This is a genomic window from Pseudoalteromonas sp. SG44-5 (genome assembly GCF_014164175.1).
Classification (GTDB): domain Bacteria; phylum Pseudomonadota; class Gammaproteobacteria; order Enterobacterales; family Alteromonadaceae; genus Pseudoalteromonas; species Pseudoalteromonas nigrifaciens.
In genome coordinates this window covers 1-22419 of record NZ_JACJES010000011.1, presented here as the reverse complement: position 1 = coordinate 22419, position 22419 = coordinate 1, and the positions used below count along the sequence as shown (strand labels likewise).

Below are 22419 nucleotides of genomic sequence, written 5' to 3'. Positions count from 1 at the left end.
AGAGCATAAATTTAAAGCCCGTAATTTTACTAATTACGGGCTTTTTTAATCGGGATAGGTTTGATTATAGCGCAGCTGCTTTTATTGCATCGCTAGATAGCATAAAATGCCCCGTTCATTAGCACAGTAGGTAAAGCAGTAATTATGCGAGTAGCACTTGGAGTTGAATACAACGGCGCACGCTATAGTGGTTGGCAACGACAATCACACGTAAACAGCGTACAACAAGAAGTAGAAACAGCGTTATCGCGTATTTGTAATCATCCGGTTGCAATTGTATGCGCAGGGCGTACCGATGCCGGTGTGCATGGTACCGGGCAAGTTGTGCACTTTGATACAGATGCACCACGCGATATGGTGGCATTTACTTTAGGCATGAATACATTGTTGCCAAAAGATATTGCTATTCGTTTTGCTCAGCCAGTGGCTGATGATTTTCATGCTCGTTTTAGTGCTACAGCACGCCGTTATCGTTATGTTATTTATAATAACCCACTTCGTGGTGCGGTATTAAACGAAGGTGTTACGCACTTTCATCACACGCTTGATGAAACTAAAATGCAAGAAGCGTGTCAGTATTTAATAGGTAAATACGACTTTACGTCGTTCCGCGCTATTCACTGCCAAGCAAATACTGCTATTAGAACAATTCAGCATTTATCGGTACAGCGCCAAGGCACTTACGTTATTATAGATATTAAAGCCAATGCTTTTTTACATCATATGGTACGTAATATAACGGGTTGTTTAATGGATATAGGCTTACATAAACAACAACCTGTTTGGCTAAAAGAATTGCTAGATTTAAAAGAGCGAGCAAAGGCAAGTGCAACCGCTAAAGCTGCCGGTTTATACCTGGTAGATGTTGATTATCCTGAACAATTTAACATACCTAAAACGCCATTAGGACCTTTGTTTTTACCAGATATTAGTATTTAATTAGGTGGTTTTTAACTGTTTAATCTAAGCGCTGGCAACTACTAAGACCAGTTTTTGATACCGTGTTAGTGTAATTCATGTTTTAATTGAGAAAATTTGTTTGCATGATAAGCATGCAAGCTCGCGACACAGAACAGCATTAAGAGAGTTGCAAATGAGTTGGCTAGAAAAAATCTTACCTAAAACGACAAAAGCATCAGGTCGTAAAGAAATTCCAGAAGGTGTTTGGGCTAAGTGTACATCGTGTGATTCTATTTTGTATAAAGCCGAATTAGAAAAAGCATTGAATGTATGTCCTAAGTGCGATCATCATATGCGTATTAGTGGGCGTAAGCGCCTTGAGTATTTTTTAGATGAAGGTGACCGTGTAGAACTTGGTACACAGCACGAACCTAAAGATGTGCTTAAATTTAGAGACTCAAAAAAATACTCTGACCGTATTACAGCGGCGCAAAAATCAAGTGGTGAAAAAGACGCGCTTGTGGCAATGAAGGGACATTTAAAAGGTATTCCTGTAGCTGCTGTAGCATTTGAATTCTCATTTATGGGCGGTTCAATGGCATCGGTAGTAGGTGCACGTTTTGTTGACGCTGTTGATCAATGCTTAGAGCATAATATGCCACTTATTTGTTTTTCGGCTTCTGGCGGCGCACGTATGCAAGAAGCACTTATTTCATTAATGCAAATGGCTAAAACCAGTGCCGCGCTTGCTAAAATGACAGAAAAAGGCTTACCATTTATTTCAGTTATGACTGATCCAACAATGGGCGGTGTTTCTGCATCGCTTGCTATGTTGGGCGACATTAACGTAGGCGAGCCAAAAGCATTAATTGGTTTTGCAGGGCCGCGTGTTATTGAGCAGACAGTGCGTGAAACACTCCCTGAAGGTTTTCAGCGTAGTGAATTCTTGCTTGAACACGGTGCAATAGACATGATTATTGACCGTCGTGAAATGCGCGATACATTGGCACGCATTTTGGCTAAGTTTATGAACTTGCCTTCTACTGAGCAAGAGCATAGAGTAGCGTAAATTTAAGCTTTATTGATCTAACGCTATGACAAAAACAATTCCTAGCCAATCATCAAGCCTTGATGATTGGCTTTTTTATTTAGAAAGTGTTCACCCTGCAAATATTGCAATGGGGCTAGAACGCGTTGCCAGTGTTGCTAATAACATTGGGCTATTAAACACCTCAAGTAAAATTATTTTGATTGCCGGTACCAATGGTAAAGGCACCACAGCACGCTGCCTAGAGTCGTTACTTTTAGCGCAAGGCCTTAGCGTAGGTACGTATGCTTCACCACATTTAACGCACTATAACGAACGTGTACGGGTAAATGGGCAAGAGCTTAGCGACCAGTATCATGTTGATGCCTTTCATTTACTAGAACAAGGGCGCAAAGATACCGCGCTCACTTATTTTGAATATGGCACCTTGGCTGCGCTGGCAATTTTTAAGCGCTGTGAGGTTGACTACGTACTCTTAGAGGTAGGTTTAGGCGGGCGTTATGACGCCACTAATATTGTTACGCCTTTTGCGAGTGTTATTACCACTATCGATTTAGATCACAAAGAATACTTAGGTGATACGCGCGAACTCGTTGCTTATGACAAAGCGGGTATTTTTCGTGAAAATACGCCGGCTATTATTGGCGATTTAAATATTCCCCATACCATGACTGATTATGGCGATGAAATAAATGCCAAGATGGTTTTATCAGGGAGTGACTTTATATTTAAAGAACACGCAGATACCTTTAGCTGGCAATATCAACAGTACAACCTTGAATTAGCTAAACCAGCAATTCCTAGTCAAAATGCAGCAACAGCGTTAACCACGCTAAGTGTGTTAAATTTACTCCCGAGTGAGTCGGTGATCAAAGCCTGTTTAGCAAACCTGGTTGTGGAAGGGCGTTTTGAGCAGTTAAGCGACCAACCCTTGGTATATACCGATGTAGCGCATAATCCTGAATCAGCTCGATATTTAGCAAGTAAATTACTAAGCTACAAAGATAAAGGCTTTAAAATTCATGCATTAGTCGCTATGCTTGCTGATAAAGATAAAGCAGGTGTGCTTAAAGAAGTAAGCCATTTAGTTGATCAATGGTCGTTAGCGAGTTTAAATGGCCCTCGTGGTGATAGCGCTAGCAACTTACAAAATGCGCTACAAAGCATACCGCATAATGATATTAAGCATAGTTATAATAGCGTAGCAGCAGCACTCGATGTAATTTTGCCAACACAACAAAACGACACAGTTTTGATTGTTTTTGGTTCATTTTTTACCGTTGCTGGCGCTATTGATTACTTTAAAAAATAGAGAGAATATCGGTGAACTCAAGTTTTATAAATCGCTTAGTCGGAACAAGTATCGTGGTAATAGCAGCAATTGTGTTTATACCTAACATACTTGATGGTGAAAAAGTGCACTATAAAGAAGGCTTTAAAGCGATTCCAGAACGCTCTGAGTTCAAAACAATCGATCTGCAGCAAGAAATTGATGAAAACGTAGCCGGGGCAGACTCGTTGCAACAAGATGAGATAGAAGACATTCAAGCAGATGATATCGCTTTTGAACAACAAGCTAATATTGCTCAAAGTGACTATACATCAGAAGCTAAAGTGGTAGAGGCGGTAATAGCGCCTAAAGCTCAACCACAAGCAGCTGCGCCGGTACAATCAATCAAGCCACGCCAAAACAATGAGAACCTAACCAGCATGGCTTATGTCATTCAATTAGGTAGTTTTTCTCATGCCGCAAACGTAAAAGCGCTGCAAGCAAAGCTGCAAGCTAAAGGGTTCAAAACCTTTACTAAGCCAGTAAAAACGCCAAACGGTACATTAACTAAAGTATTTGTTGGCCCATCGCTTAATAAAAATGAGTTACAAAAGCAATTACCAGCACTTAAAGAGCTAACTAAGCTCAATGGTAAAATAACGCAATTTGAAGTAACCAAGTAACGTATTGCACCTAGCCTTGTGTGCAAGGTTAGGTGTTTTTATTAGTCGTATTACACTTCTCATATGTTGGTCAAAACTATTTTAATTAAGGTTAAAATTTACTGTTTTGGGCAACCAGTTATCTCCCGCTTAAACTTGCATATTAACGATGTTTAGGTATAGAATGCGCCCCAAATTAGCGACTAATTGGTTCTTATGATCTGGGTTGATTACGCCATTCTTGGCATTATTGCACTATCTACCGTCATCGGTTTAATACGCGGCTTTGTTAAAGAAGCTATGTCATTAGCTGTATGGGCTGGCGCTTTTATCATCTCTAGCTTGTTCTATCAATATTTAGCTTCCTTCCTAACTACCATTTCTGAACCCCTTTTAAGAAATGCAGCGGCCATAGCCATATTATTCTTTGTGACGCTATTGTTGGGCGGTTTACTAAACTACATTTTAGGTGAATTAGTACAGCGTACTGGTTTATCAGGCACCGACCGTGTTTTTGGCATAGTGTTTGGTGCTCTTCGAGGCGTGTTGGTCGTGAGCGCGTTACTCTTCTTTCTTGATGCTTTTACAGGTGCGCCTAATACGCATTGGTGGGGCAACTCTATTTTGATTCCGGAATTTGGCTTTGTTGTTGAATGGTTTTTTTCATACCTTGAAAACAACTCAAGCTTTTTAAATTCAGTAAACCGTTAATCGGCGAGGATAAATTACATGTGTGGTATCGTTGGAATAGTCGGAACATCGCCAGTTAATCAGGCGATTTATGATGGCTTAACTGTTTTGCAGCACCGCGGCCAAGACGCCGCGGGTATTATTACCATTGACAACAATACGTTTAGCTTACGCAAAGCAAATGGTTTAGTGAGAGATGTATTTCACACTCGCCATATGAAACGATTGCAGGGAACAATTGGCATAGGCCATGTTCGTTACCCAACAGCAGGCTCGTCAAGCTCATCAGAAGCGCAGCCATTTTATGTAAACTCTCCTTTTGGTATTGCATTAGCACATAATGGCAACCTAACGAATGCAGAAGAGTTAAAAGAGCAATTGTTTTCAGAAGCACGACGCCATGTAAACACCACCTCTGACTCAGAAATATTGCTTAATATTCTTGCGCATGAGTTAAGTAAATCAAACAAGCTACAGCTTGGCGCAGAAGATATTTTTACCGCTATTACCGAAGTAAATAACAAAGTGAATGGCGGCTATGCTGCTATCGCGATGATTATTGGCCACGGTGTGGTGGCGTTTCGTGACCCTAACGGTATTCGTCCATTGGTATTTGGTAAACGCGAAAGCGCAAAAGGCACCGAATACATGTTTGCTTCAGAAAGTGTTGCACTAAAACAAGATGGTTTTGAATTTATTCGTGATGTAGCACCAGGTGAAGCTATTTATGTAACCGAAAACGGTGAATTTCACTCGTTAAGCTGTGCAGATAAAGTATCTTATTCACCATGTATTTTTGAGTTTGTTTATTTTGCTCGCCCCGATTCAACCATTGACCGTATGTCTGTTTATGCAGCACGGGTAAATATGGGAACTAAATTGGGTGAAAAAATAGCACGTGAGTGGGCTGATAAAGACATTGATGTGGTTATTCCTATTCCTGAAACATCGTGTGATATTGCGCTCGAAATAGCCCGTGTTCTTGATTTACCTTACCGCCAAGGTTTTGTTAAAAACCGTTACATTGGCCGCACATTTATTATGCCAGGCCAAGAGTTACGTAAAAAATCGGTGCGTCAAAAGTTAAATGCCATAGATCGTGAGTTTAAAGGTAAAAACGTATTACTGGTTGATGACTCAATTGTGCGTGGTACTACCTCAGCGCAAATAGTTGAAATGGCTAGAGAGTCGGGTGCTAAAAACGTTTATTTTGCATCAGCCGCTCCTGAAATACGTTTTCCTAATGTGTACGGTATTGATATGCCATCTGCAGCCGAGCTGATTGCTCATGGCCGTGAAGTGGAAGATATTAATGCAAGTATTGGTTCTGACGGTTTGATTTTTCAGTCATTAAAAGATTTGATTGCAGCGGTTGGCAAAGAAAACCCTGAAATCACTAAATTTGAAACATCAGTATTCGATGGCCAATATATAACTGGCGATATTGATCAAGACTACTTAAATCGTATTGATAAAATGCGTAATGACTCTGCAAAAAGTACTCGCGAAAATGCGATGTCTTCAGGGTTAGAAATTCATAATCAAGATGAAAACGAATCAGACTAATCGTTAAAAATATTTAAATAAAAAAGGAGCTAATTAGCTCCTTTTTTTTGTGCAAAAAAGCACAAATACTTTTACTCCAACGCGGTGTAATGCTTATGTAAACATGGGGCTCACTATTCCATTAGTCCATAGCATAGCGGTAACAGCTAAAATAATAACCAGTAAAATTAAGCCACAAGTTACTACAGAGCTTGCGTAAATAAAGCCTCGTTCTTCTGGTATATGCATTAATATTGGCACACCGGTATAAAGTAAATAAACCGAGTAAGCCAAAGCAACCATGCCTACGCACACCACAAACCATAAGTGCGGTAAAAAAGCAGCTAGTGCCGACATAAATACCGGGGTTGCAGTATAAGCTGCTAGTTCGAGAGCTTGAGTGAAAGTGGGCTGAGCACCAAAGGTTACTCCCATCCAGTGGGCTAAATAAGCCAAAGCAAATATACCCGCAATTAGCGCCACATACATTGCAATTGCAATAAGTAGTGCACTGTCATGGGTTAAAAATACGGGGTTTCCTGTACCTATGCTCCATCCTAAATATACCGATGAATAGTACCCCATAACCGAGGGAAATAGCGCTATCAGCACAATATGCGAGAGGCTATAAGTTAGGCTTTCATGGCGGTTATCAATTGTTTGCCATTCTTCAAGTGGGTGAGCGTAAAGCCCCCATAGGTGGTTTAGTATCATAGTGTTTACTCCATAAAAGTAACTTATTAGTTTTTTACTGTTTTATTTTTATACAGTCACTATACAGTTATGGTTCACTTGCAATACAAAGTCAAGGCAACATTGTATTAACATTTTGTAATTATAAATGATACCCATGTAAAAGTAGGTCGTGGTGATCTTTTAAAAAGGTTTCATGGTAAAATCGTTATTAAGTTTAAAGTTATACTGAGATATGCAAAAAGTGTCTACGCAACAATTATTAGCGCCAATTTTAAGTTTTTTAAAATGCGAAACCCCACAGCAGTGGGTTGATGAAGCGATAAAAAAAGAAAATTTATCGATTATATTAATCGACCATTTGATATGTGAATTAAAAGCAGCGCAATCAGCGATGTTTTTAATTCGTAAGTATGCGGTGGATAAAGAAAGTAGCGACGCTCTGCTTGAGTGGCTAAAACCGTTTGAAACATTAATTTATAAACGTGAAGGCAATTGGCGTGACTTAGCGGCTAAAAACAAGCTTACCAAGGCTATTATTCCTAAATCTAACTCGCCGTATGGGCAAGAGTTAATCGATAAAATGGTGATGCTAATAAAAGAAGAGTTGCATCATTTTTATCAAGTATTAGAAATTATGGACGAGTACGGTGTTGAATATAGAAGTATTACCCCATGTCGTTATGCTAAAGGTATGCTGCGCAATGTGAAAACCTTTGAGCCAGATGCTCTGGTCGATAAGCTTATAGTGGGTGCTTACATTGAGGCGCGATCGTGTGAGCGTTTTGCTAAGCTTGCTCCGCATGTAGATAAACGTTTAGGTGACTTTTATATATCGCTATTGCGCTCTGAAGCGCGACATTATCAAGATTATTTAACGCTGGCGCAAGAAATTGCCGACTTTGATATTACCGAGCGAGTGCAGTTTTTTGCAGAAAAAGAACGTGAGCTCATTGCAACGCCCGATACCGACTTTAAATTTCATAGCGGTATTCCTGCATTAAAAAACTAACCTTTTGTAGCACTCATTTTACGCCTTAAAAGGAGTGCTAATTAACTTTTGAGCCTGTGGTGTAACCACTAAATATGAGCCTTGGGTGTACCAGTCACCTAAAACCGTACGCGTTAAAGTTTCTTGGTTTACTGTGTAAGTATGCACATTAGGGCGATGAGTATGACCGTGGATCATATTAGTGACCTGGTGCTTAGCAAAAGTAGCGAGTACGGCGTCATCAATCACATCGAGTATTTCAAGGGGTTTATTGGCTTGGCTAAGTTTACTTTTTTCACGTGCATTACGGGCTATTTTTTTACGATACCATAGTGGCATAGCCAACATTAGTTTTGGCCACCACCATCCGCGGCTTTTACGACGAAACTTTTGGTACTCTATATCTTGAGTACACATTTCATCGCCATGTAAAATAACCGTTGGTGTACCGTATAAATCTATTACGGTTTGCTCATCAAGTAAGGTCATGCCTGCCATTGCGGCATACTTGTCGCGCATAATAAAGTCGCGATTACCATGAATAAAATAAACCGGTGTACCGCCATCACTGACTGCTTTTAAATGCTTTGCTACATTAGCGCTCAGCGTTGTAATGTAATCGTCGCCAACCCATACTTCAAAAAAATCACCTAAAATGTACAGTGCATCTACATCTTGATGAAGTATGTGCGTATTTAAAAAGCTAAAAAATGCCGCGCTAATATCAGGGCGGTTTTCACTTAGATGTAAATCGGCAATAAAATAAGTTTTGCGAGTCATAGATGAGTCTTTTTAGATAAAATAAAAGCGGGCTTATATAAATTAAGTAAATATTTAAACTTAATTTATATTAATACCCGCTTATATACCCACATAATGTGAGTAAACGCTATTAGTTAACAGTAACGCTTTCGATAATTACATCTTCAAGTGGTACGTCTTGGTGAAAGCCGTTGCTACCTGTCGCTACGCCTTTAATTTTATTAACTATGTCCATGCCTTCAACAACTTCAGCAAATACACAGTAACCCCAGCCTTGCGACGTTTCGCTGCTGTGGTTTAAAAAATCGTTGTCGTTAACGTTAATGAAAAATTGCGCTGTAGCTGAATGAGGATCAGGCGTACGTGCCATTGCTAAAGTACCTACTTTATTTGATAGGCCATTGTTAGCTTCATTTTTAATTGGATCATTTACTTCTTTTTGATCCATACCAGGGATAAAACCACCGCCTTGAACCATAAAACCATCGATTACACGATGAAAGATAGTGCCGTTGAAAAAGCCAGCATTTGCATACTCTAAAAAGTTTTTAACTGTGTTTGGAGCTTCTTGATCAAACATTTTAATGGTGATGTCACCAAAATTAGTGTGTAGAACAACCATGAGGTTTCCTGTATCTGGTTTAAATAGTCGCGCTATTTTATCTCAGTTAGCTAAGATTAACAAAGTAGATGTTTGCTTTGTTATAAAGCGCTAGAGCAGGGGCTTTTCAAGTGGTAACATAGCTGTTCAAGTTAATAGTCAAGGACTCAAAGTAAATGGTTAATATATACAACACACTAACGCGACAAAAAGAGCAATTTAAACCAATGGTCGAAGGCAAAATCGACATGTATGTGTGTGGTATCACCATTTATGATTACTGTCATATTGGGCATGCGCGTACCTTTGTTGGCTTCGATGTGATTGTTCGCTACCTTCGCCATATTGGTTATGATTTAAAGTATGTGCGTAATATTACCGATGTTGATGACAAAATAATTAAACGCGCTAACGAAAATGGCGAGTCAATAAACGACTTAACAGTGCGCATGACGAAAGCCATGCATGAAGATTTTGATAGTTTAAACATGTTACGCCCCGATGTTGAACCAACAGTAACTGCGCACATGGATGAAATTATTGAAATGGTTGAGCGCTTAATTACCAAAGGCCATGCTTATGTTGCTGCCGATGGTGATGTATTGTTTGATGTTTCTACCTTTGAGCAGTACGGCGCATTATCGCAGCAAGATTTAACCATGCTGCAATCAGGATCGCGTGTTGAGGTTGCTCAGGATAAAGACGATCCGCTTGATTTTGTATTGTGGAAAAAAGCCAAAGCGGGTGAGCCATCATGGTCATCTCCATGGGGCGAAGGGCGTCCAGGTTGGCATATTGAATGTTCTGCTATGAGCTCAAAGCATTTGGGTGAGCATTTTGATATTCATGGTGGGGGTTCTGACTTACAGTTTCCGCATCACGAAAACGAAATTGCACAATCGTGCTGTGCAAATAATGGCAAGTATGTAAATACTTGGATCCACACGGGTATGGTGCAAGTAAATAAAGAAAAAATGTCTAAATCGTTAGATAACTTTTTTACTGTGCGTGAAGTGTTAAAACAGTACGATGCAGAATCGGTACGTTACTTTTTAATCTCGGGCCATTACCGCAGCCAGCTAAATTATTCGCAAGAAAATTTAGATCAAGCTCGCTCATCACTTGAGCGTATTTATACAGCACTTCGTGGGGTTGAACCGGTAGCGTGTGAGCTTGATGACAACGAGTATGTTATTAAGTTTAGAAAGGCGATGGATGATGACTTTAATACACCAGAAGCATTACCTGTGTTGTTTGAGCTAGCTAAAGAGCTAAACCGCGTAAAAGATATTGATAGCCAGCAAGCAGGGCAGTTAGCATTTATACTAGGTAGCATAAGCGAAGTGCTAGGTGTTGCTCAACAGGACCCAGAAGCCTTTTTACAAGGTGGGCAAGACGATGACGAAGTAGCACAAATTGAAGCGCTAATAGTTAAGCGTAACGATGCGCGTGCTAGTAAAAACTGGGCTGCTGCTGATGAAGCGCGCGATGCACTTAGTGCGTTAGGCGTAATACTAGAAGATTCAGCCGGTAAAACCACTTGGCGTAAAGCGTAATTGGTTTATCTCAAAAATAATAACTAACTTTATTAGTTGCATTAAAAAGGGTTGCCACTTGGCAACCCTTTTTTGATTCTGTTAGCGCTTAGCTATGATATTTTTCACACGCTTCGAGGGTGTTTTCAATCAAGCTTGCCACTGTCATAGGGCCTACACCACCAGGTACAGGGGTAATAAAGTCAGCTTTTTGCTCAGCAACACTATATTCAACATCACCCACTAACTTACCGCTATCTAAGCGGTTAATACCTACATCAATAACAATCGCACCTTCTTTAACCCAGTCACCAGGAATAAATTCAGGTTTACCAACTGCAACCACTAATAAATCGGCCCGACGAACATGGGTTTCTAAGTCTTGTGTAAACTTATGACAAACAGTGGTAGTGCAACCAGCTAACAATAGCTCTAGTGCCATAGGACGCCCTACAATATTGGATGCACCTACAACCACAGCATGCAATCCTTTATAACGCACACCCGTTGAGTCAAGTAAGGTAATAATACCTTTTGGTGTACAAGGACGAAGGGCTGGCATACGTTGGGCTAGTCGGCCTATATTGTAAGGATGAAAACCATCTACATCTTTATGCGGGGTAATACGTTCAAGAATCTTTTCTACATCAAGACCTTCAGGTAAAGGGAGTTGTACTAAAATACCGTCTATTTCTTGATCGTTGTTTAATTCATCAATTAACTCTAATAGTGTTTGCTCAGTGGTATTTGCTGGTAAATCAAAAGATTTAGAGATAAAACCAACTTCTTCACAGGCTTTACGTTTTGAGCCAACATAAACCTGACTCGCAGGGTCGAGTCCTACAAGCACTACTGCAAGACCGGGCGCACGAAGGTTTTGTGCTACTCGCTCTGAAACGCGTTGTGCAACTGCGCTACGTACTTGTTTTGCTATTGCTTTACCATCAATGATGTTTGCCGTCATGGGTGACCTTTAATTAGGGTTAATTAACTTGATACAGATACTTAAAATGGATATACAAAAAATAGGGGTAATGTAATAAAGAAATACTTACTTTATTAAATCCATTTTTAATATGTTTACTATTTTCGCAGAAAAGCACTAAAGCGCCAAGTTGCTTTTAGCTAATAGCGTATTTGATTATACAAAATAGTCTAAATTTCAGCCGGCTATTAGGTTATTCTGGCTATTATGAACTAAAAGTGAGCAATTGAATTGTTTTCTTAAAAAAACGTTTGACCTAACCCAGCCAAATCACTATTATGCACCCCGTTGTCAACGAGGTCACTCGCTAACAATTATAAGCATCGGCGATTAGCGCAGTTTGGTAGCGCACTTGGTTTGGGTCCAAGGGGTCGCAGGTTCAAATCCTGCATCGCCGACCACTTTCTTAAGTAATTAAGCTAAGTGGATATTATTTGGGTATTAATGCAATAGTACATTTGCACAAAGCCATTGTACTTACGTAATTAGCTTATTGGTAAACTATGAAGTTTTCGATGCGCCCATAGCTCAGCTGGATAGAGCAACGCCCTTCTAAGGCGTGGGTCGAAGGTTCGAATCCTTCTGGGTGCACCATTTGAAAACAAGTAAATACCGTGGTGATTGTAGCTCAGTTGGTAGAGCCCCGGATTGTGATTCCGGTTGTCGTGGGTTCGAGCCCCATCAGTCACCCCAATTTACAAAGAGTATCGGCGATTAGCGCAGTTTGGTAGCGCACTTGGTTTGGGTCCAAGGGGTCGCAGGTTCAAATCCTGCATCGCCGACCATTTTCTTATAAATGGTCTTAAATACAAAGTTTAAGTATTCAAAAGTTAAGTATAAAAAATATATCGGCGATTAGCGCAGTTTGGTAGCGCACTTGGTTTGGGTCCAAGGGGTCGCAGGTTCAAATCCTGCATCGCCGACCATTTTCTTTATTAACAATAATAAATGAAAATGGTTTTGATATTACACGCACTACTCACTTCAAAATCAGTATTATCGAGCACTTTGTTTAAGCAGAGATTGTTAATATTCGAAAATAAATAATAAAAACTCACTAATAAACTATTTTAGAACTTATAAACTATAACTTTATACTTTTGATTAGCTGCTAAATTAGCCTGTTTTTTATTCGCTTGATTACTAATAACACAATTGTGCTTCAAAAAATTGTTTCCTACACTCGACTATCATCAATATTACGTTATAATGCCGCGTCTATTATTTTAATATAGTGCCCGCAGGGCAGAGCAGCAATGGTATCTGGTGGTAGCGACGAATGTTTTTAAGCCACAAAGGTTTAAATTTTATCAAGACTCCTAAAGATGACTTTGTGTGTAAAGAAGGCGAACAGTCGCCAAAATTGAAGATTGAGGTAAATCATGCAAGTTTCTGTTGAGACGACCCAAGGCCTTGAGCGCCGTCTGACCATCACCGTTCCTGCAGAGAACGTTGAGAATGAAGTAAAAAAACGCTTACAACAACTGTCAAAAACGCAGCGTATTGATGGCTTCCGTGCTGGTAAAGTTCCAGCATCAGTAATTAACAAGCGTTTTGGACCAGCAGTTCGTCAAGAAGTTGCTGGCGAAGTAATGCAACGTAATTTCTATGAAGCAATTGTTTCAGAAAAAATTAACCCAGCTGGCGCACCAACATTTGCTCCAAAAGCACTTGAAGCTGGTAAAGATTTAGAGTTTTCGGCTACGTTTGAAGTTTACCCTGAAGTTGAAGTTCAAGGTTTAGACAAAATTACAGTTGAAAAACCAGCCGTAACAGTAACTGACGAAGATTTAGCTAACATGCTAGAAACACTTCGTAAGCAACACGCAGATTGGGCTGAAGTTGATACAGCTGCTGGCGAAAACGACCGTGTAACGGTTGATTTTGTAGGTACTATCGACGGTGAAGTATTTGAAGGCGGCAAAGCTGAAGACTTCCCATTAGAACTTGGCCAAGGTCGTATGATCCCAGGTTTTGAAGATAATATCGTAGGTAAAAAAGCAGGCGAAGAAGCAATTGCTGACGTAACTTTCCCTGATGATTACCATGCTGAAAACTTAAAAGGTAAAGCGGCTCAATTCACTATCACAGTGAAAAAAGTTGAAGCGCAAGAGTTACCTGAATTAAGCGAAGAATTTGCAACTAAATTCGGTGTTACCGAAGGTGGTGTTGACGCGCTTAAAGTTGAAGTTAAAAAGAACATGACACGTGAGCTAGACCAAGCGGTTAAAGCTAACGTTAAAGATCAAGCTATTAAAGGTCTTTTAGCGAACAACGAAATTGAAGTGCCTAAAGCACTAGTTGATCAAGAAGTTGACGCATTACGTCAGCAAGCTGCTCAACGTTTTGGTGGCGATGCGCAAAACATGCCTGAGCTTCCTGCTGAATTGTTCCATGAGCAAGCAGTAACACGTGTTAAAACTGGCCTTTTATTAGGTGAAGTGATTAAAGCTAACGAGATTAAAGTTGACGACGCTAAAGTTGAAGCATTAATCGCAACGGTAGCTTCTGCATACGAAGATCCAACTGAAGTAGTAGAATACTACAAAGCGAATGATCAACTTATGCAGCAAATGCGTAATGTAGCAATGGAAGAGCAAGCTGTTGAGGCTATCTTAGCTAAAGCAACTGTGACTGACGTTGAAACAGCATTTGACGACATCATGAATCCACAGCAAGGTGCTTAATAAGTCATTGACTTAAGTGCTCGCTAACGATTAAATGGCTCGTGTTACTCTGTTTATGCAGTGTGCTCGGGCCATTTTAGTTTGTGGTTCTTAATTTGCGAAAAATGATAACTATGCTTTTCTTTAATAAGGACAAGTATAAGCGCATAAGGAATTAAATAAGTATGAATATTGGTATTACAGATCCCCTAAACGCATTGGTCCCTATGGTTGTTGAACAAACACCTAAAGGCGAGCGCTCGTATGACATTTATTCGAGATTATTAAAAGAGCGTATTATCTTTTTAACGGGTCCTGTTGAAGACAACATGGCAAACCTGATTTTAGCGCAAATGTTGTTCTTAGAATCAGAAAACCCAGATAAAGATATCTTTTTATATATAAACTCACCAGGTGGTTCGGTTACTGCGGGTATGGCAATTTACGACACAATGAACTTCATTAAACCAGATGTAAGTACAATTTGTGTAGGTCAAGCTGCTAGCATGGGTGCTTTTTTACTTACCGCTGGGGCAAAGGGCAAACGTTTTTGTCTACCGAACTCGCGCGTAATGATCCACCAACCATTAGGTGGTTTCCAAGGTCAAGCATCTGACTTTGAAATACATGCCAAAGAAATCCTGTCTATTAAAGGCAAGCTAAACCGCTTAATGGCTGAGCATACAGGCCAACCATTAGACGTGATTTCTAAAGACACTGATCGTGATAACTTTATGAGTGCTGATCAAGCTGTAGATTACGGCATTGTAGACTCAGTATTTAAAAATCGCGCTAGCAAGTAAGCGTTTGGCAAACAGCTAGGCTGTTTGCCACTTTGAGTTACTATGCGAAAAAATTAAATTTTGGTATAGTTAAAACGTATTGAAATAGCCATCGACCAATTTGGTGGCCAACGTATAAAATGAGGTAGCTGAATGTCTGACACTCCTACAGACGGCGACAAAAGTAGTAAATTGTTATACTGTTCTTTTTGCGGCAAAAGCCAACATGAAGTACGCAAATTAATTGCAGGCCCTTCAGTATATGTTTGTGATGAATGTGTAGAGTTGTGTAACGATATTATCAGAGAAGAAATAAAAGACATTGCGCCTAAGCACGATGCCTCTGACAAACTACCTGTACCAAAAGAAATTCGTAAACACTTAGACGACTATGTTATTGGCCAAGACCATGCTAAAAAAGTATTGTCTGTAGCGGTATACAACCATTACAAACGCCTACGTAATCAGTCGACTAAGCAAGATATTGAACTAAGTAAAAGTAATATCTTATTAATTGGTCCTACAGGTAGTGGTAAAACATTACTAGCAGAAACGTTAGCACGCTTATTAGATGTGCCGTTTACTATGGCCGATGCAACCACATTAACCGAAGCGGGTTATGTGGGTGAAGATGTTGAAAACATCATTCAAAAGCTGTTACAAAAATGCGATTACGATGTAGAAAAAGCACAACGTGGTATTGTTTACATAGATGAAATTGATAAAATTTCTCGTAAATCAGACAACCCGTCAATTACGCGTGATGTATCAGGCGAAGGCGTGCAACAAGCACTACTTAAACTGATAGAAGGCACCATAGCTTCGGTTCCACCACAAGGTGGCCGTAAGCACCCACAGCAAGAGTTTTTACAAGTAGATACGTCTAAAATCTTGTTTATTTGTGGTGGCGCATTCTCAGGTCTTGATAAAGTGATTGAGCAACGTAGCCATAAAAATACCGGTATTGGTTTTGGTGTTGATGTTAAAGAGTCTGCAGCGAGCCGCTCTTTAAGTGATACATTTAAAGACGTAGAGCCAGAGGATTTAGTTAAGTACGGCTTGATCCCTGAGTTTATCGGCCGTTTACCGGTAGTTGCTACATTAACTGAACTTGATGAAGCTGCACTAATACAAATTTTAAGTGAGCCTAAAAACGCCATTACTAAACAGTTTTCAGTATTGTTTGGTATGGAAGATGTTGAGCTTGAGTTTCGCGATGATGCCTTAGCTGCAATTGCCCACAAAGCAATGGAGCGTAAAACAGGTGCTCGTGGTTTGCGTTCAATCGTTGAAGGTGTATTACTTGATACTATGTATGAGCTACCTTCTATGGATAATGTAAGCAAAGTGGTTATAGATGAAACCGTAATTAAAGGTGAATCAGACCCAATTTTGATTTATGAAAATAATAATCAAGATAAAGCAGCATCTGAGTAGTTTTTAAGCTATTTGATTTAAAAAGGAGCCTAAGGCTCCTTTTTTTATAATTAATTTAATTGAGTACGGGAAAATCGTTGAACTTTAATTAGGTTATCCCCATATACTTGAGTAATCTTTAAAATAAATGAAGTGCAAAGAGAAATATAATGACGCTTGAGAGAACCGATCGAGTCGAAATCCCAGTATTAGCACTGCGCGATGTAGTGGTATATCCGCACATGGTGATCCCGCTTTTTGTAGGCCGTGAAAAATCAATAAAATGCCTTGAAGCGGCAATGGATAAAGACAAACAAATTTTCTTGGTTGCCCAAAAAGATGCAACCGTAGATGAGCCTGAGCAAGATGATATTTATCGTGTTGGTACTATTGCCACTGTACTTCAGTTATTAAAGTTACCAGACGGTACAGTAAAAGTTTTAGTAGAAGGTACGCAGCGCGCAAAAATTGAAGAATTTATTGATAGCGAAGAATTTTTTGTAGCTAATGCGCAGTTTATTGAATCAGAATCAATAGATGAGCATGAGCAAGATGTGTTTATTCGCAGCGCAATTAGCCAATTTGAAGGCTATGTAAAACTCAATAAAAAAATCCCACCAGAAGTACTTACTTCGGTTTCGGGGATTGACGATCCGGCGCGCCTTGCCGATACCATGGCAGCTCATATGCCATTAAAAGTGCCTGAAAAACAAAAAGTATTAGAAACCTCAAGTGTTACCGAACGCTTAGAATACTTAATGGCGCTAATGGAAGGCGAAATAGATTTACTGCAAGTTGAGAAAAAAATACGTAGCCGCGTTAAAAAGCAGATGGAAAAATCACAGCGCGAGTATTACCTCAATGAGCAAATGAAAGCTATTCAAAAAGAGCTCGGTGAACTTGATGATGTGCCAGACGAGTTTGAAGCGCTGAAAAAGCGTATTGAAGAGTCGGGCATGCCAACCGAAGCAAAAGAAAAAGCGACGGCTGAGTTAAGTAAGCTAAAAATGATGTCGCCAATGTCGGCAGAAGCCAGTGTAGTGCGCTCATACATAGATACACTAATTAGTGTACCGTGGAAAAAACGCTCAAAAGTTAAAAAAGATTTAGCTGGCGCGCAAAGAATACTTGATAGCGACCATTACGGCTTAGAAAAAGTTAAAGAACGTATTTTAGAGTATCTAGCGGTGCAACAACGTACTAACAAGCTTAAAGGGCCTATTTTGTGTCTAGTAGGGCCGCCTGGTGTGGGTAAAACCTCTTTAGGTCAATCTATTGCACGCTCTACCGGCCGTAAGTATATTCGTATGGCGCTTGGCGGTGTACGTGATGAAGCTGAAATTCGTGGCCATCGTCGTACTTACATTGGCTCAATGCCAGGTAAAATGATTCAGAATATGACAAAAGTGGGCGTTAAAAACCCATTGTTTTTACTTGATGAAATCGACAAAATGTCATCAGACATGCGTGGTGATCCCGCATCTGCATTACTTGAGGTGTTAGATCCTGAGCAAAATAGTCATTTTGCCGATCACTACCTAGAAGTTGACTACGATTTGTCGGATGTGATGTTTGTTGCTACATCAAACAGCTTTAACATTCCAGGGCCGTTACTAGATCGAATGGAAGTTATTCGTTTGTCGGGTTACACCGAAGATGAAAAACTAAATATTGCTAAACAGCACTTAATTACCAAGCAAGTTAAGCGTAATGGCTTAAAAGAGCATGAAATTGAGATAGCCGATAGTGCCATTACCGGTATTATTCGTTATTACACGCGTGAAGCGGGTGTACGTAATTTAGAGCGCGAAATATCTAAACTATGTCGTAAAGCGGTTAAAAATATTTTAATCGAAAAAGACACCACAACAGTCACTATCGATGAGCACAACCTAGAGGACTTTTTAGGGGTGCAACGCTTTGATTACGGTAAAGCAGAAGACGGCGACCGTATTGGCCAAGTTACAGGCCTTGCATGGACTGAAGTGGGCGGCGACTTGCTAACTATTGAATGCGCCGCAGTACCAGGTAAAGGTAAGCTTAGCTATACCGGCTCATTAGGTGATGTAATGCAAGAGTCGATACAAGCAGCCATGACAGTAGTACGAAACCGAGCGGAAGAGTTTCGTATTAACAGTGATTTTTATGAAAAGCGCGATATTCATGTACACGTACCTGAAGGCGCAACGCCTAAAGATGGTCCAAGTGCAGGTGCTGCTATGGTAACTGGTTTAGTGTCGAGCTTAACGGGTAATCCGGTACGTGCCGATGTTGCCATGACAGGCGAAATTACATTGCGTGGTGAAGTACTACCAATTGGTGGCTTAAAAGAGAAATTATTAGCAGCGCATCGCGGCGGTATTAAAACGGTTATTATTCCAAAAATTAACGAACGTGACCTAAAAGAGATCCCAGACAACGTATTGGCTGGCCTTGATATTCACCCAGTTACATGGATTGATGAAGTATTAAAACTTGCTTTAGTGCACCCAGTTGATAGTTTTTCAGTCGAAACGCCGAAAAACCGATAAAAAACGCTAAAAAAGTGCTTTTAGGGGCTTTTCAAATCTAAACGGTATGATAAGTTAAGCACTGGTTTTCAAGCCTAGCCCTTATGGTTACTAGGCTTAAGAAAAATATAATCGTATGAGCATAATAGTTTGCTCTAAATTTTCAAAACAGTGATGTTAGTAAAAAACAATCGCTCTTGATAACAACAATTAAAGAGGATGATATTGTGAATAAATCTCAATTAATCGATCAAATCGCAGCTGATGCTGACATTTCTAAAGCGGCTGCAGGTCGTGCACTGGATTCATTTATCGAATCAGTTACTGGCGCACTTAAAGAAGGCGACTCAGTTGCACTTGTTGGTTTTGGTACTTTTTCAGTTCGTGACCGTGCTGCACGTTCAGGCCGTAACCCACAAACTGGCGAAACAATTCAAATTGCTGCTGCAACTATCCCTGCATTTAAAGCAGGTAAAGCACTAAAAGACGCAGTAAACTAATCACTGTTTTAAACACATTAGTTGTGGCGAGTGTAAAAATACTTAATGACCACAGAAGATGAATTAAGTAACTTTACCGCCAGTTACTTCAAGTGAAAAAGCGTATCTGGTAAGATACGCTTTTTTTACATATGACAAGGTAAAAACCTTGCTCAGAAAAGAGATAAACAAATGCTTGAGAAAATCAGAGAGGGTTCGCAAGGACCTATAGCCAAAGTAATTTTAGGCGCCGTGATTTTATCTTTTGCTTTAGCAGGAATTGGTAGTTACCTAGGTCAAACCACAGAACAACCTGTTGCTGAAGTAAATGGTATTAAAATTAGTCAAACCGAATTTAATCGTGCGTTTCAAAATGAACGAGGCCGATTAGAGCAACAGTTTGGTGAATACTTTACCCAAATTGCAGCCGATCCAAATTACATGGCGCAAATACGCCAAGGTGTAATTGACCGTTTAGTACAACAAGAACTGCAAACTCAACTAGCGGCAGAGTTAGGCCTTCGTGTAAGCGATGAAAGTGTAAGACAAACCATTTTAGAATTACCTTATTTTAAAATTGGTGAAAGCTTTAACAACGACCGTTACTTGCAAGTTATTCGTCAAATGAACTTTCAACCAGACTCATTTCGCGAGTATTTACGTAAAGACATGACACGCAGCCAGCTTGTATCTGCTGTTGCGGGAAGTGATTTTGCGCTAAAAAATGAACTTGAGAGTGCCATTGCTCTACAACAACAAACGCGCAGCATTGACTACCTAGTAGTTAATAAAGAAGCAATGCAAGACAGTGTTGTAGTGAGTGAGCAAGAAATAGCAGATTACTATGAATTAAATAGCGGCCAGTTTTTATCTCCTGAGCGTTTATCGGTTAATTACATAGAGCTAAAAGCGCAAGACATTACAGTTGCTTCAGTAACTGAAGATGACGTAAAAGCCTATTACGAACAAAGTAAAGCGCAATACGTTGAGCCTGAAAAGCGTCGTGTTTCGCATATTTTAATTGATAACAGTGAAGACGATGATGCAGCTAAAGCAAAAGCAGAGTCTTTATTAGCGCAATTAAATCAAGGTGCTGATTTTGCCGAGCTAGCAGAATCATCGTCTGATGATATTGTAAGTGGCGAAATGGGTGGCGATTTAGAGTGGATAGAACGTGATGTAATGGATCCTGTTTTTGAAGACGCAGCATTTGCGCTCGAAAATAAAGGTGACTACTCAGACGTTATAGCATCAGAATTTGGTTACCACATTATTAAACTAACCGACCTACAGGCGCAGCAAGTAAAAGCCTACGATGATGTAAAAGCAGATTTACGTGCAGAACTAGAAAAAGCTGAAAAAGTAGATGCATTTTACGAAAAGCAAACAGAAATGGCCGCGCTTGCGTTTGAAATTTCAGACCGCTTAGTTGATGCAGCAGAAGCCGCGGGTGTAGAGATTAAGTCTACTCCACTTGTAGCGCTAAATGAGCTACCAGAGCCGTTAAACAGCCCTGCAGTTATTACAGCATTAACATCAGTTGATTTACTTGAAGATAAAGTAAACTCAGAGCTGATTGAGTTAGGTAATGAGCATGTTATTGTGGTGCGTGTTAATGAACATGAGCCAGCTGCCACTAAAGCACTAAGCGATGTAAGCGAGCAAATTAAAGCCAGCTTAGTTAACGAGAAAACATCAGCGCTTGCTAAAGAAAAAGCCCGTACACTCTTTGCAGAAGTACAAGCAGGCAAGAGCTTAAATGACGTTGCCGCTGAGCAAAACCTAACAGTTCGCCAAGAAGCGCAGTTAACGCGTCAGAGCTATACTGTTTCGCCAGCTATTGTGACGCAAACATTTAAAATGGCTCACCCAACTGATTCAGCAATCGTTGAGCTAGTTAATTTAAATAATGGTGATGCTGCGATTGTTGCGCTTAAATCGGTAACGAACGCTGAAGTTGCAGATAATATTGACCCACAAATTCAGCAAAACATTACCATGGCACAAGCAAACAAAAACTACATGGTGTTTATTGAGTCATTAAAAGCTCAAGCGAAAATTAACTTACCAAATGTAGCGCAAGCCGCAGAGTAAAATTCGTAATTAAATAATTAAAAGGCGCTTTTTTAAAGCGCCTTTTTTATTTGTAAAAAGCAGCTATTAGGAAAAGTAGTTATGAGTAAGATCAGTTATTACTAAAAGAAGGTGCCAGATATCAGTAAGTGATTAACCAAACTTGGTATTTAGGTTTACAGTTGAAATATTTTTAATGCAGACACCCACCCTAATATTTGTAATATCAGTGTAATTAACTATGCTCTGATTAGTTCAATAATCAAGCAGGGTGCAACATGGCTATCGCAAGAAAACGTCAGGTTAGTTTGGTCGATACAAAATACTACCACTGTATTTCGCGCTGTGTACGCCGTGCATTGTTATGCGGCGTAGACAACTTTACTAATCAATCGTATGAACATTATTTTTAATGCAGACACCCATCTTAATATTTGTAATATCAGTGTAATTAACTATGCTCTGTTTAGTGCAATAATTAAGCAGGGTGTCACATGGCTATCGCAAGAAAACGTCAGGTTAGTTTGGTCGATACAAAATACTATCACTGTATTTCGCGCTGTGTACGCCGTGCATTTTTATGCGGCGTAGACAACTTTACTAATCAATCGTATGAACATCGCAGAGGGTGGGTTGAAAGCAAATTACTTGCCCTCGCTAACGTATTTTGTATCGATGTGTGTGCGTATGCAGTAATGAGTAATCACACCCACTTAGTACTCTATGTTGATGATAAAAAAGCCAAGCGACTAACCGATAAAGCCATTATTCAGCGGTGGCACAGGCTTTGTAAAGGCACTGTACTCACTAA

General features: G+C 39.9%; 17 protein-coding genes, 5 tRNA genes and 3 pseudogenes. 21 read left to right on the top strand and 4 right to left on the bottom strand.

Annotated features, from left to right (window positions below):
* Positions 1-144: 144 nt before the first annotated feature.
* The 6 genes from truA to purF all read left to right on the top strand — a co-directional run bounded on the left by truA (position 145) and on the right by purF (position 6136).
* The gene (gene truA / locus H5079_RS12055) at positions 145-939 is read left to right on the top strand and encodes a tRNA pseudouridine(38-40) synthase TruA (protein WP_086998470.1); all 795 of its coding nucleotides are present in this window, start codon (positions 145-147) and stop codon (positions 937-939) included.
* A gap of 154 nt (positions 940-1093) precedes the next feature.
* Positions 1094-1969, top strand: coding sequence for an acetyl-CoA carboxylase, carboxyltransferase subunit beta (gene accD, locus H5079_RS12050; protein ID WP_011328732.1), 876 nt, complete (start codon positions 1094-1096; stop codon positions 1967-1969).
* A 25-nt stretch (positions 1970-1994) separates the two neighbouring features.
* The gene (gene folC, locus H5079_RS12045) at positions 1995-3260 is read left to right on the top strand and encodes a bifunctional tetrahydrofolate synthase/dihydrofolate synthase (protein ID WP_086998467.1); all 1266 of its coding nucleotides are present in this window, start codon (positions 1995-1997) and stop codon (positions 3258-3260) included.
* A gap of 11 nt (positions 3261-3271) precedes the next feature.
* Positions 3272-3901 carry an SPOR domain-containing protein gene (locus tag H5079_RS12040; RefSeq protein ID WP_179808016.1) on the top strand — a complete coding sequence of 210 codons (630 nt, stop codon included), beginning with the start codon at positions 3272-3274 and terminating at the stop codon, positions 3899-3901.
* Positions 3902-4096: 195 nt separating this feature from the next.
* Positions 4097-4591: a CvpA family protein gene (locus tag H5079_RS12035; protein ID WP_041454502.1), complete on the top strand. Its 495-nt coding sequence runs from the start codon at positions 4097-4099 to the stop codon at positions 4589-4591.
* An 18-nt stretch (positions 4592-4609) separates the two neighbouring features.
* Positions 4610-6136 (top strand): amidophosphoribosyltransferase, encoded by a 1527-nt coding sequence (gene purF, locus H5079_RS12030; RefSeq protein ID WP_011328728.1) that lies wholly within the window; start codon positions 4610-4612, stop codon positions 6134-6136.
* A gap of 93 nt (positions 6137-6229) precedes the next feature.
* On the opposite strand, the gene H5079_RS12025 is transcribed toward purF, so the two are convergent.
* Complete coding sequence (locus H5079_RS12025) at positions 6230-6829, bottom strand: Yip1 family protein (RefSeq protein ID WP_011328727.1); 600 nt, start codon at positions 6827-6829, stop codon at positions 6230-6232.
* 223 nt (positions 6830-7052) lie between these two features.
* Between H5079_RS12025 and H5079_RS12020 the strand changes: the two genes are divergently transcribed.
* Complete coding sequence (locus H5079_RS12020) at positions 7053-7820, top strand: tRNA isopentenyl-2-thiomethyl-A-37 hydroxylase MiaE (RefSeq protein WP_011328726.1); 768 nt, start codon at positions 7053-7055, stop codon at positions 7818-7820.
* Between the two features lie 18 nt (positions 7821-7838).
* Here the strand turns inward: H5079_RS12020 and H5079_RS12015 are convergent, their stop codons facing one another.
* The gene (locus H5079_RS12015) at positions 7839-8579 is read right to left on the bottom strand and encodes a UDP-2,3-diacylglucosamine diphosphatase (RefSeq protein WP_182684165.1); all 741 of its coding nucleotides are present in this window, start codon (positions 8577-8579) and stop codon (positions 7839-7841) included.
* A gap of 112 nt (positions 8580-8691) precedes the next feature.
* Positions 8692-9183 (bottom strand): peptidylprolyl isomerase, encoded by a 492-nt coding sequence (locus H5079_RS12010; RefSeq protein WP_011328724.1) that lies wholly within the window; start codon positions 9181-9183, stop codon positions 8692-8694.
* Positions 9184-9338: 155 nt separating this feature from the next.
* Here H5079_RS12010 and cysS point away from each other — a divergent pair, with 155 nt between their 5' ends.
* The gene (cysS, locus tag H5079_RS12005) at positions 9339-10718 is read left to right on the top strand and encodes a cysteine--tRNA ligase (RefSeq protein WP_086993300.1); all 1380 of its coding nucleotides are present in this window, start codon (positions 9339-9341) and stop codon (positions 10716-10718) included.
* Between the two features lie 88 nt (positions 10719-10806).
* On the opposite strand, the gene folD is transcribed toward cysS, so the two are convergent.
* Positions 10807-11661, bottom strand: coding sequence for a bifunctional methylenetetrahydrofolate dehydrogenase/methenyltetrahydrofolate cyclohydrolase FolD (folD, locus tag H5079_RS12000; RefSeq protein WP_011328722.1), 855 nt, complete (start codon positions 11659-11661; stop codon positions 10807-10809).
* Between the two features lie 345 nt (positions 11662-12006).
* Between folD and H5079_RS11995 the strand changes: the two genes are divergently transcribed.
* The 13 genes and pseudogenes from H5079_RS11995 to H5079_RS11935 form a co-directional block, all read left to right on the top strand.
* Positions 12007-12083: transfer RNA gene (locus H5079_RS11995), tRNA-Pro, on the top strand.
* Between the two features lie 116 nt (positions 12084-12199).
* A tRNA-Arg gene (locus tag H5079_RS11990) sits at positions 12200-12276 on the top strand.
* A gap of 23 nt (positions 12277-12299) precedes the next feature.
* A tRNA-His gene (locus H5079_RS11985) sits at positions 12300-12375 on the top strand.
* A gap of 15 nt (positions 12376-12390) precedes the next feature.
* Positions 12391-12467, top strand: a tRNA-Pro gene (locus H5079_RS11980).
* 64 nt (positions 12468-12531) lie between these two features.
* Positions 12532-12608 (top strand) — tRNA-Pro (locus H5079_RS11975).
* A 456-nt stretch (positions 12609-13064) separates the two neighbouring features.
* The gene (gene tig, locus H5079_RS11970) at positions 13065-14369 is read left to right on the top strand and encodes a trigger factor (RefSeq protein WP_011328721.1); all 1305 of its coding nucleotides are present in this window, start codon (positions 13065-13067) and stop codon (positions 14367-14369) included.
* A gap of 164 nt (positions 14370-14533) precedes the next feature.
* Entirely contained in the window at positions 14534-15151 is a 618-nt protein-coding gene (clpP, locus tag H5079_RS11965; protein ID WP_182684164.1) for an ATP-dependent Clp endopeptidase proteolytic subunit ClpP, read from the top strand.
* Positions 15152-15283: 132 nt separating this feature from the next.
* Positions 15284-16567 carry an ATP-dependent protease ATP-binding subunit ClpX gene (clpX, locus tag H5079_RS11960; protein WP_011328719.1) on the top strand — a complete coding sequence of 428 codons (1284 nt, stop codon included), beginning with the start codon at positions 15284-15286 and terminating at the stop codon, positions 16565-16567.
* 149 nt (positions 16568-16716) lie between these two features.
* On the top strand, positions 16717-19077 hold the full coding sequence (gene lon / locus H5079_RS11955) for an endopeptidase La (protein ID WP_182684163.1): 2361 nt from the start codon (positions 16717-16719) through the stop codon (positions 19075-19077).
* Positions 19078-19247: 170 nt separating this feature from the next.
* Positions 19248-19556: pseudogene (locus H5079_RS11950) on the top strand (HU family DNA-binding protein); the annotation flags it as partial.
* A gap of 171 nt (positions 19557-19727) precedes the next feature.
* Positions 19728-21629: a SurA N-terminal domain-containing protein gene (locus H5079_RS11945; RefSeq protein ID WP_089368565.1), complete on the top strand. Its 1902-nt coding sequence runs from the start codon at positions 19728-19730 to the stop codon at positions 21627-21629.
* Between the two features lie 257 nt (positions 21630-21886).
* Positions 21887-22012 (top strand): annotated as a pseudogene (locus H5079_RS11940) (transposase); the annotation flags it as partial.
* A 90-nt stretch (positions 22013-22102) separates the two neighbouring features.
* A pseudogene (locus H5079_RS11935) lies at positions 22103-22419 on the top strand (transposase); the annotation flags it as partial.

Coding starts and splice junctions, on each gene's coding strand:
- truA (WP_086998470.1), top strand. CDS start 145: ATGCGAGTAGCACTTGGAGTTGAATACAACGGCGCACGCTATAGTGGT.
- accD (WP_011328732.1), top strand. CDS start 1,094: ATGAGTTGGCTAGAAAAAATCTTACCTAAAACGACAAAAGCATCAGGT.
- folC (WP_086998467.1), top strand. CDS start 1,995: ATGACAAAAACAATTCCTAGCCAATCATCAAGCCTTGATGATTGGCTT.
- H5079_RS12035 (WP_041454502.1), top strand. CDS start 4,097: ATGATCTGGGTTGATTACGCCATTCTTGGCATTATTGCACTATCTACC.
- purF (WP_011328728.1), top strand. CDS start 4,610: ATGTGTGGTATCGTTGGAATAGTCGGAACATCGCCAGTTAATCAGGCG.
- H5079_RS12025 (WP_011328727.1), bottom strand. CDS start 6,829: ATGATACTAAACCACCTATGGGGGCTTTACGCTCACCCACTTGAAGAA.
- H5079_RS12015 (WP_182684165.1), bottom strand. CDS start 8,579: ATGACTCGCAAAACTTATTTTATTGCCGATTTACATCTAAGTGAAAAC.
- H5079_RS12010 (WP_011328724.1), bottom strand. CDS start 9,183: ATGGTTGTTCTACACACTAATTTTGGTGACATCACCATTAAAATGTTT.
- cysS (WP_086993300.1), top strand. CDS start 9,339: ATGGTTAATATATACAACACACTAACGCGACAAAAAGAGCAATTTAAA.
- folD (WP_011328722.1), bottom strand. CDS start 11,661: ATGACGGCAAACATCATTGATGGTAAAGCAATAGCAAAACAAGTACGT.
- tig (WP_011328721.1), top strand. CDS start 13,065: ATGCAAGTTTCTGTTGAGACGACCCAAGGCCTTGAGCGCCGTCTGACC.
- clpP (WP_182684164.1), top strand. CDS start 14,534: ATGAATATTGGTATTACAGATCCCCTAAACGCATTGGTCCCTATGGTT.
- clpX (WP_011328719.1), top strand. CDS start 15,284: ATGTCTGACACTCCTACAGACGGCGACAAAAGTAGTAAATTGTTATAC.
- lon (WP_182684163.1), top strand. CDS start 16,717: ATGACGCTTGAGAGAACCGATCGAGTCGAAATCCCAGTATTAGCACTG.
- H5079_RS11945 (WP_089368565.1), top strand. CDS start 19,728: ATGCTTGAGAAAATCAGAGAGGGTTCGCAAGGACCTATAGCCAAAGTA.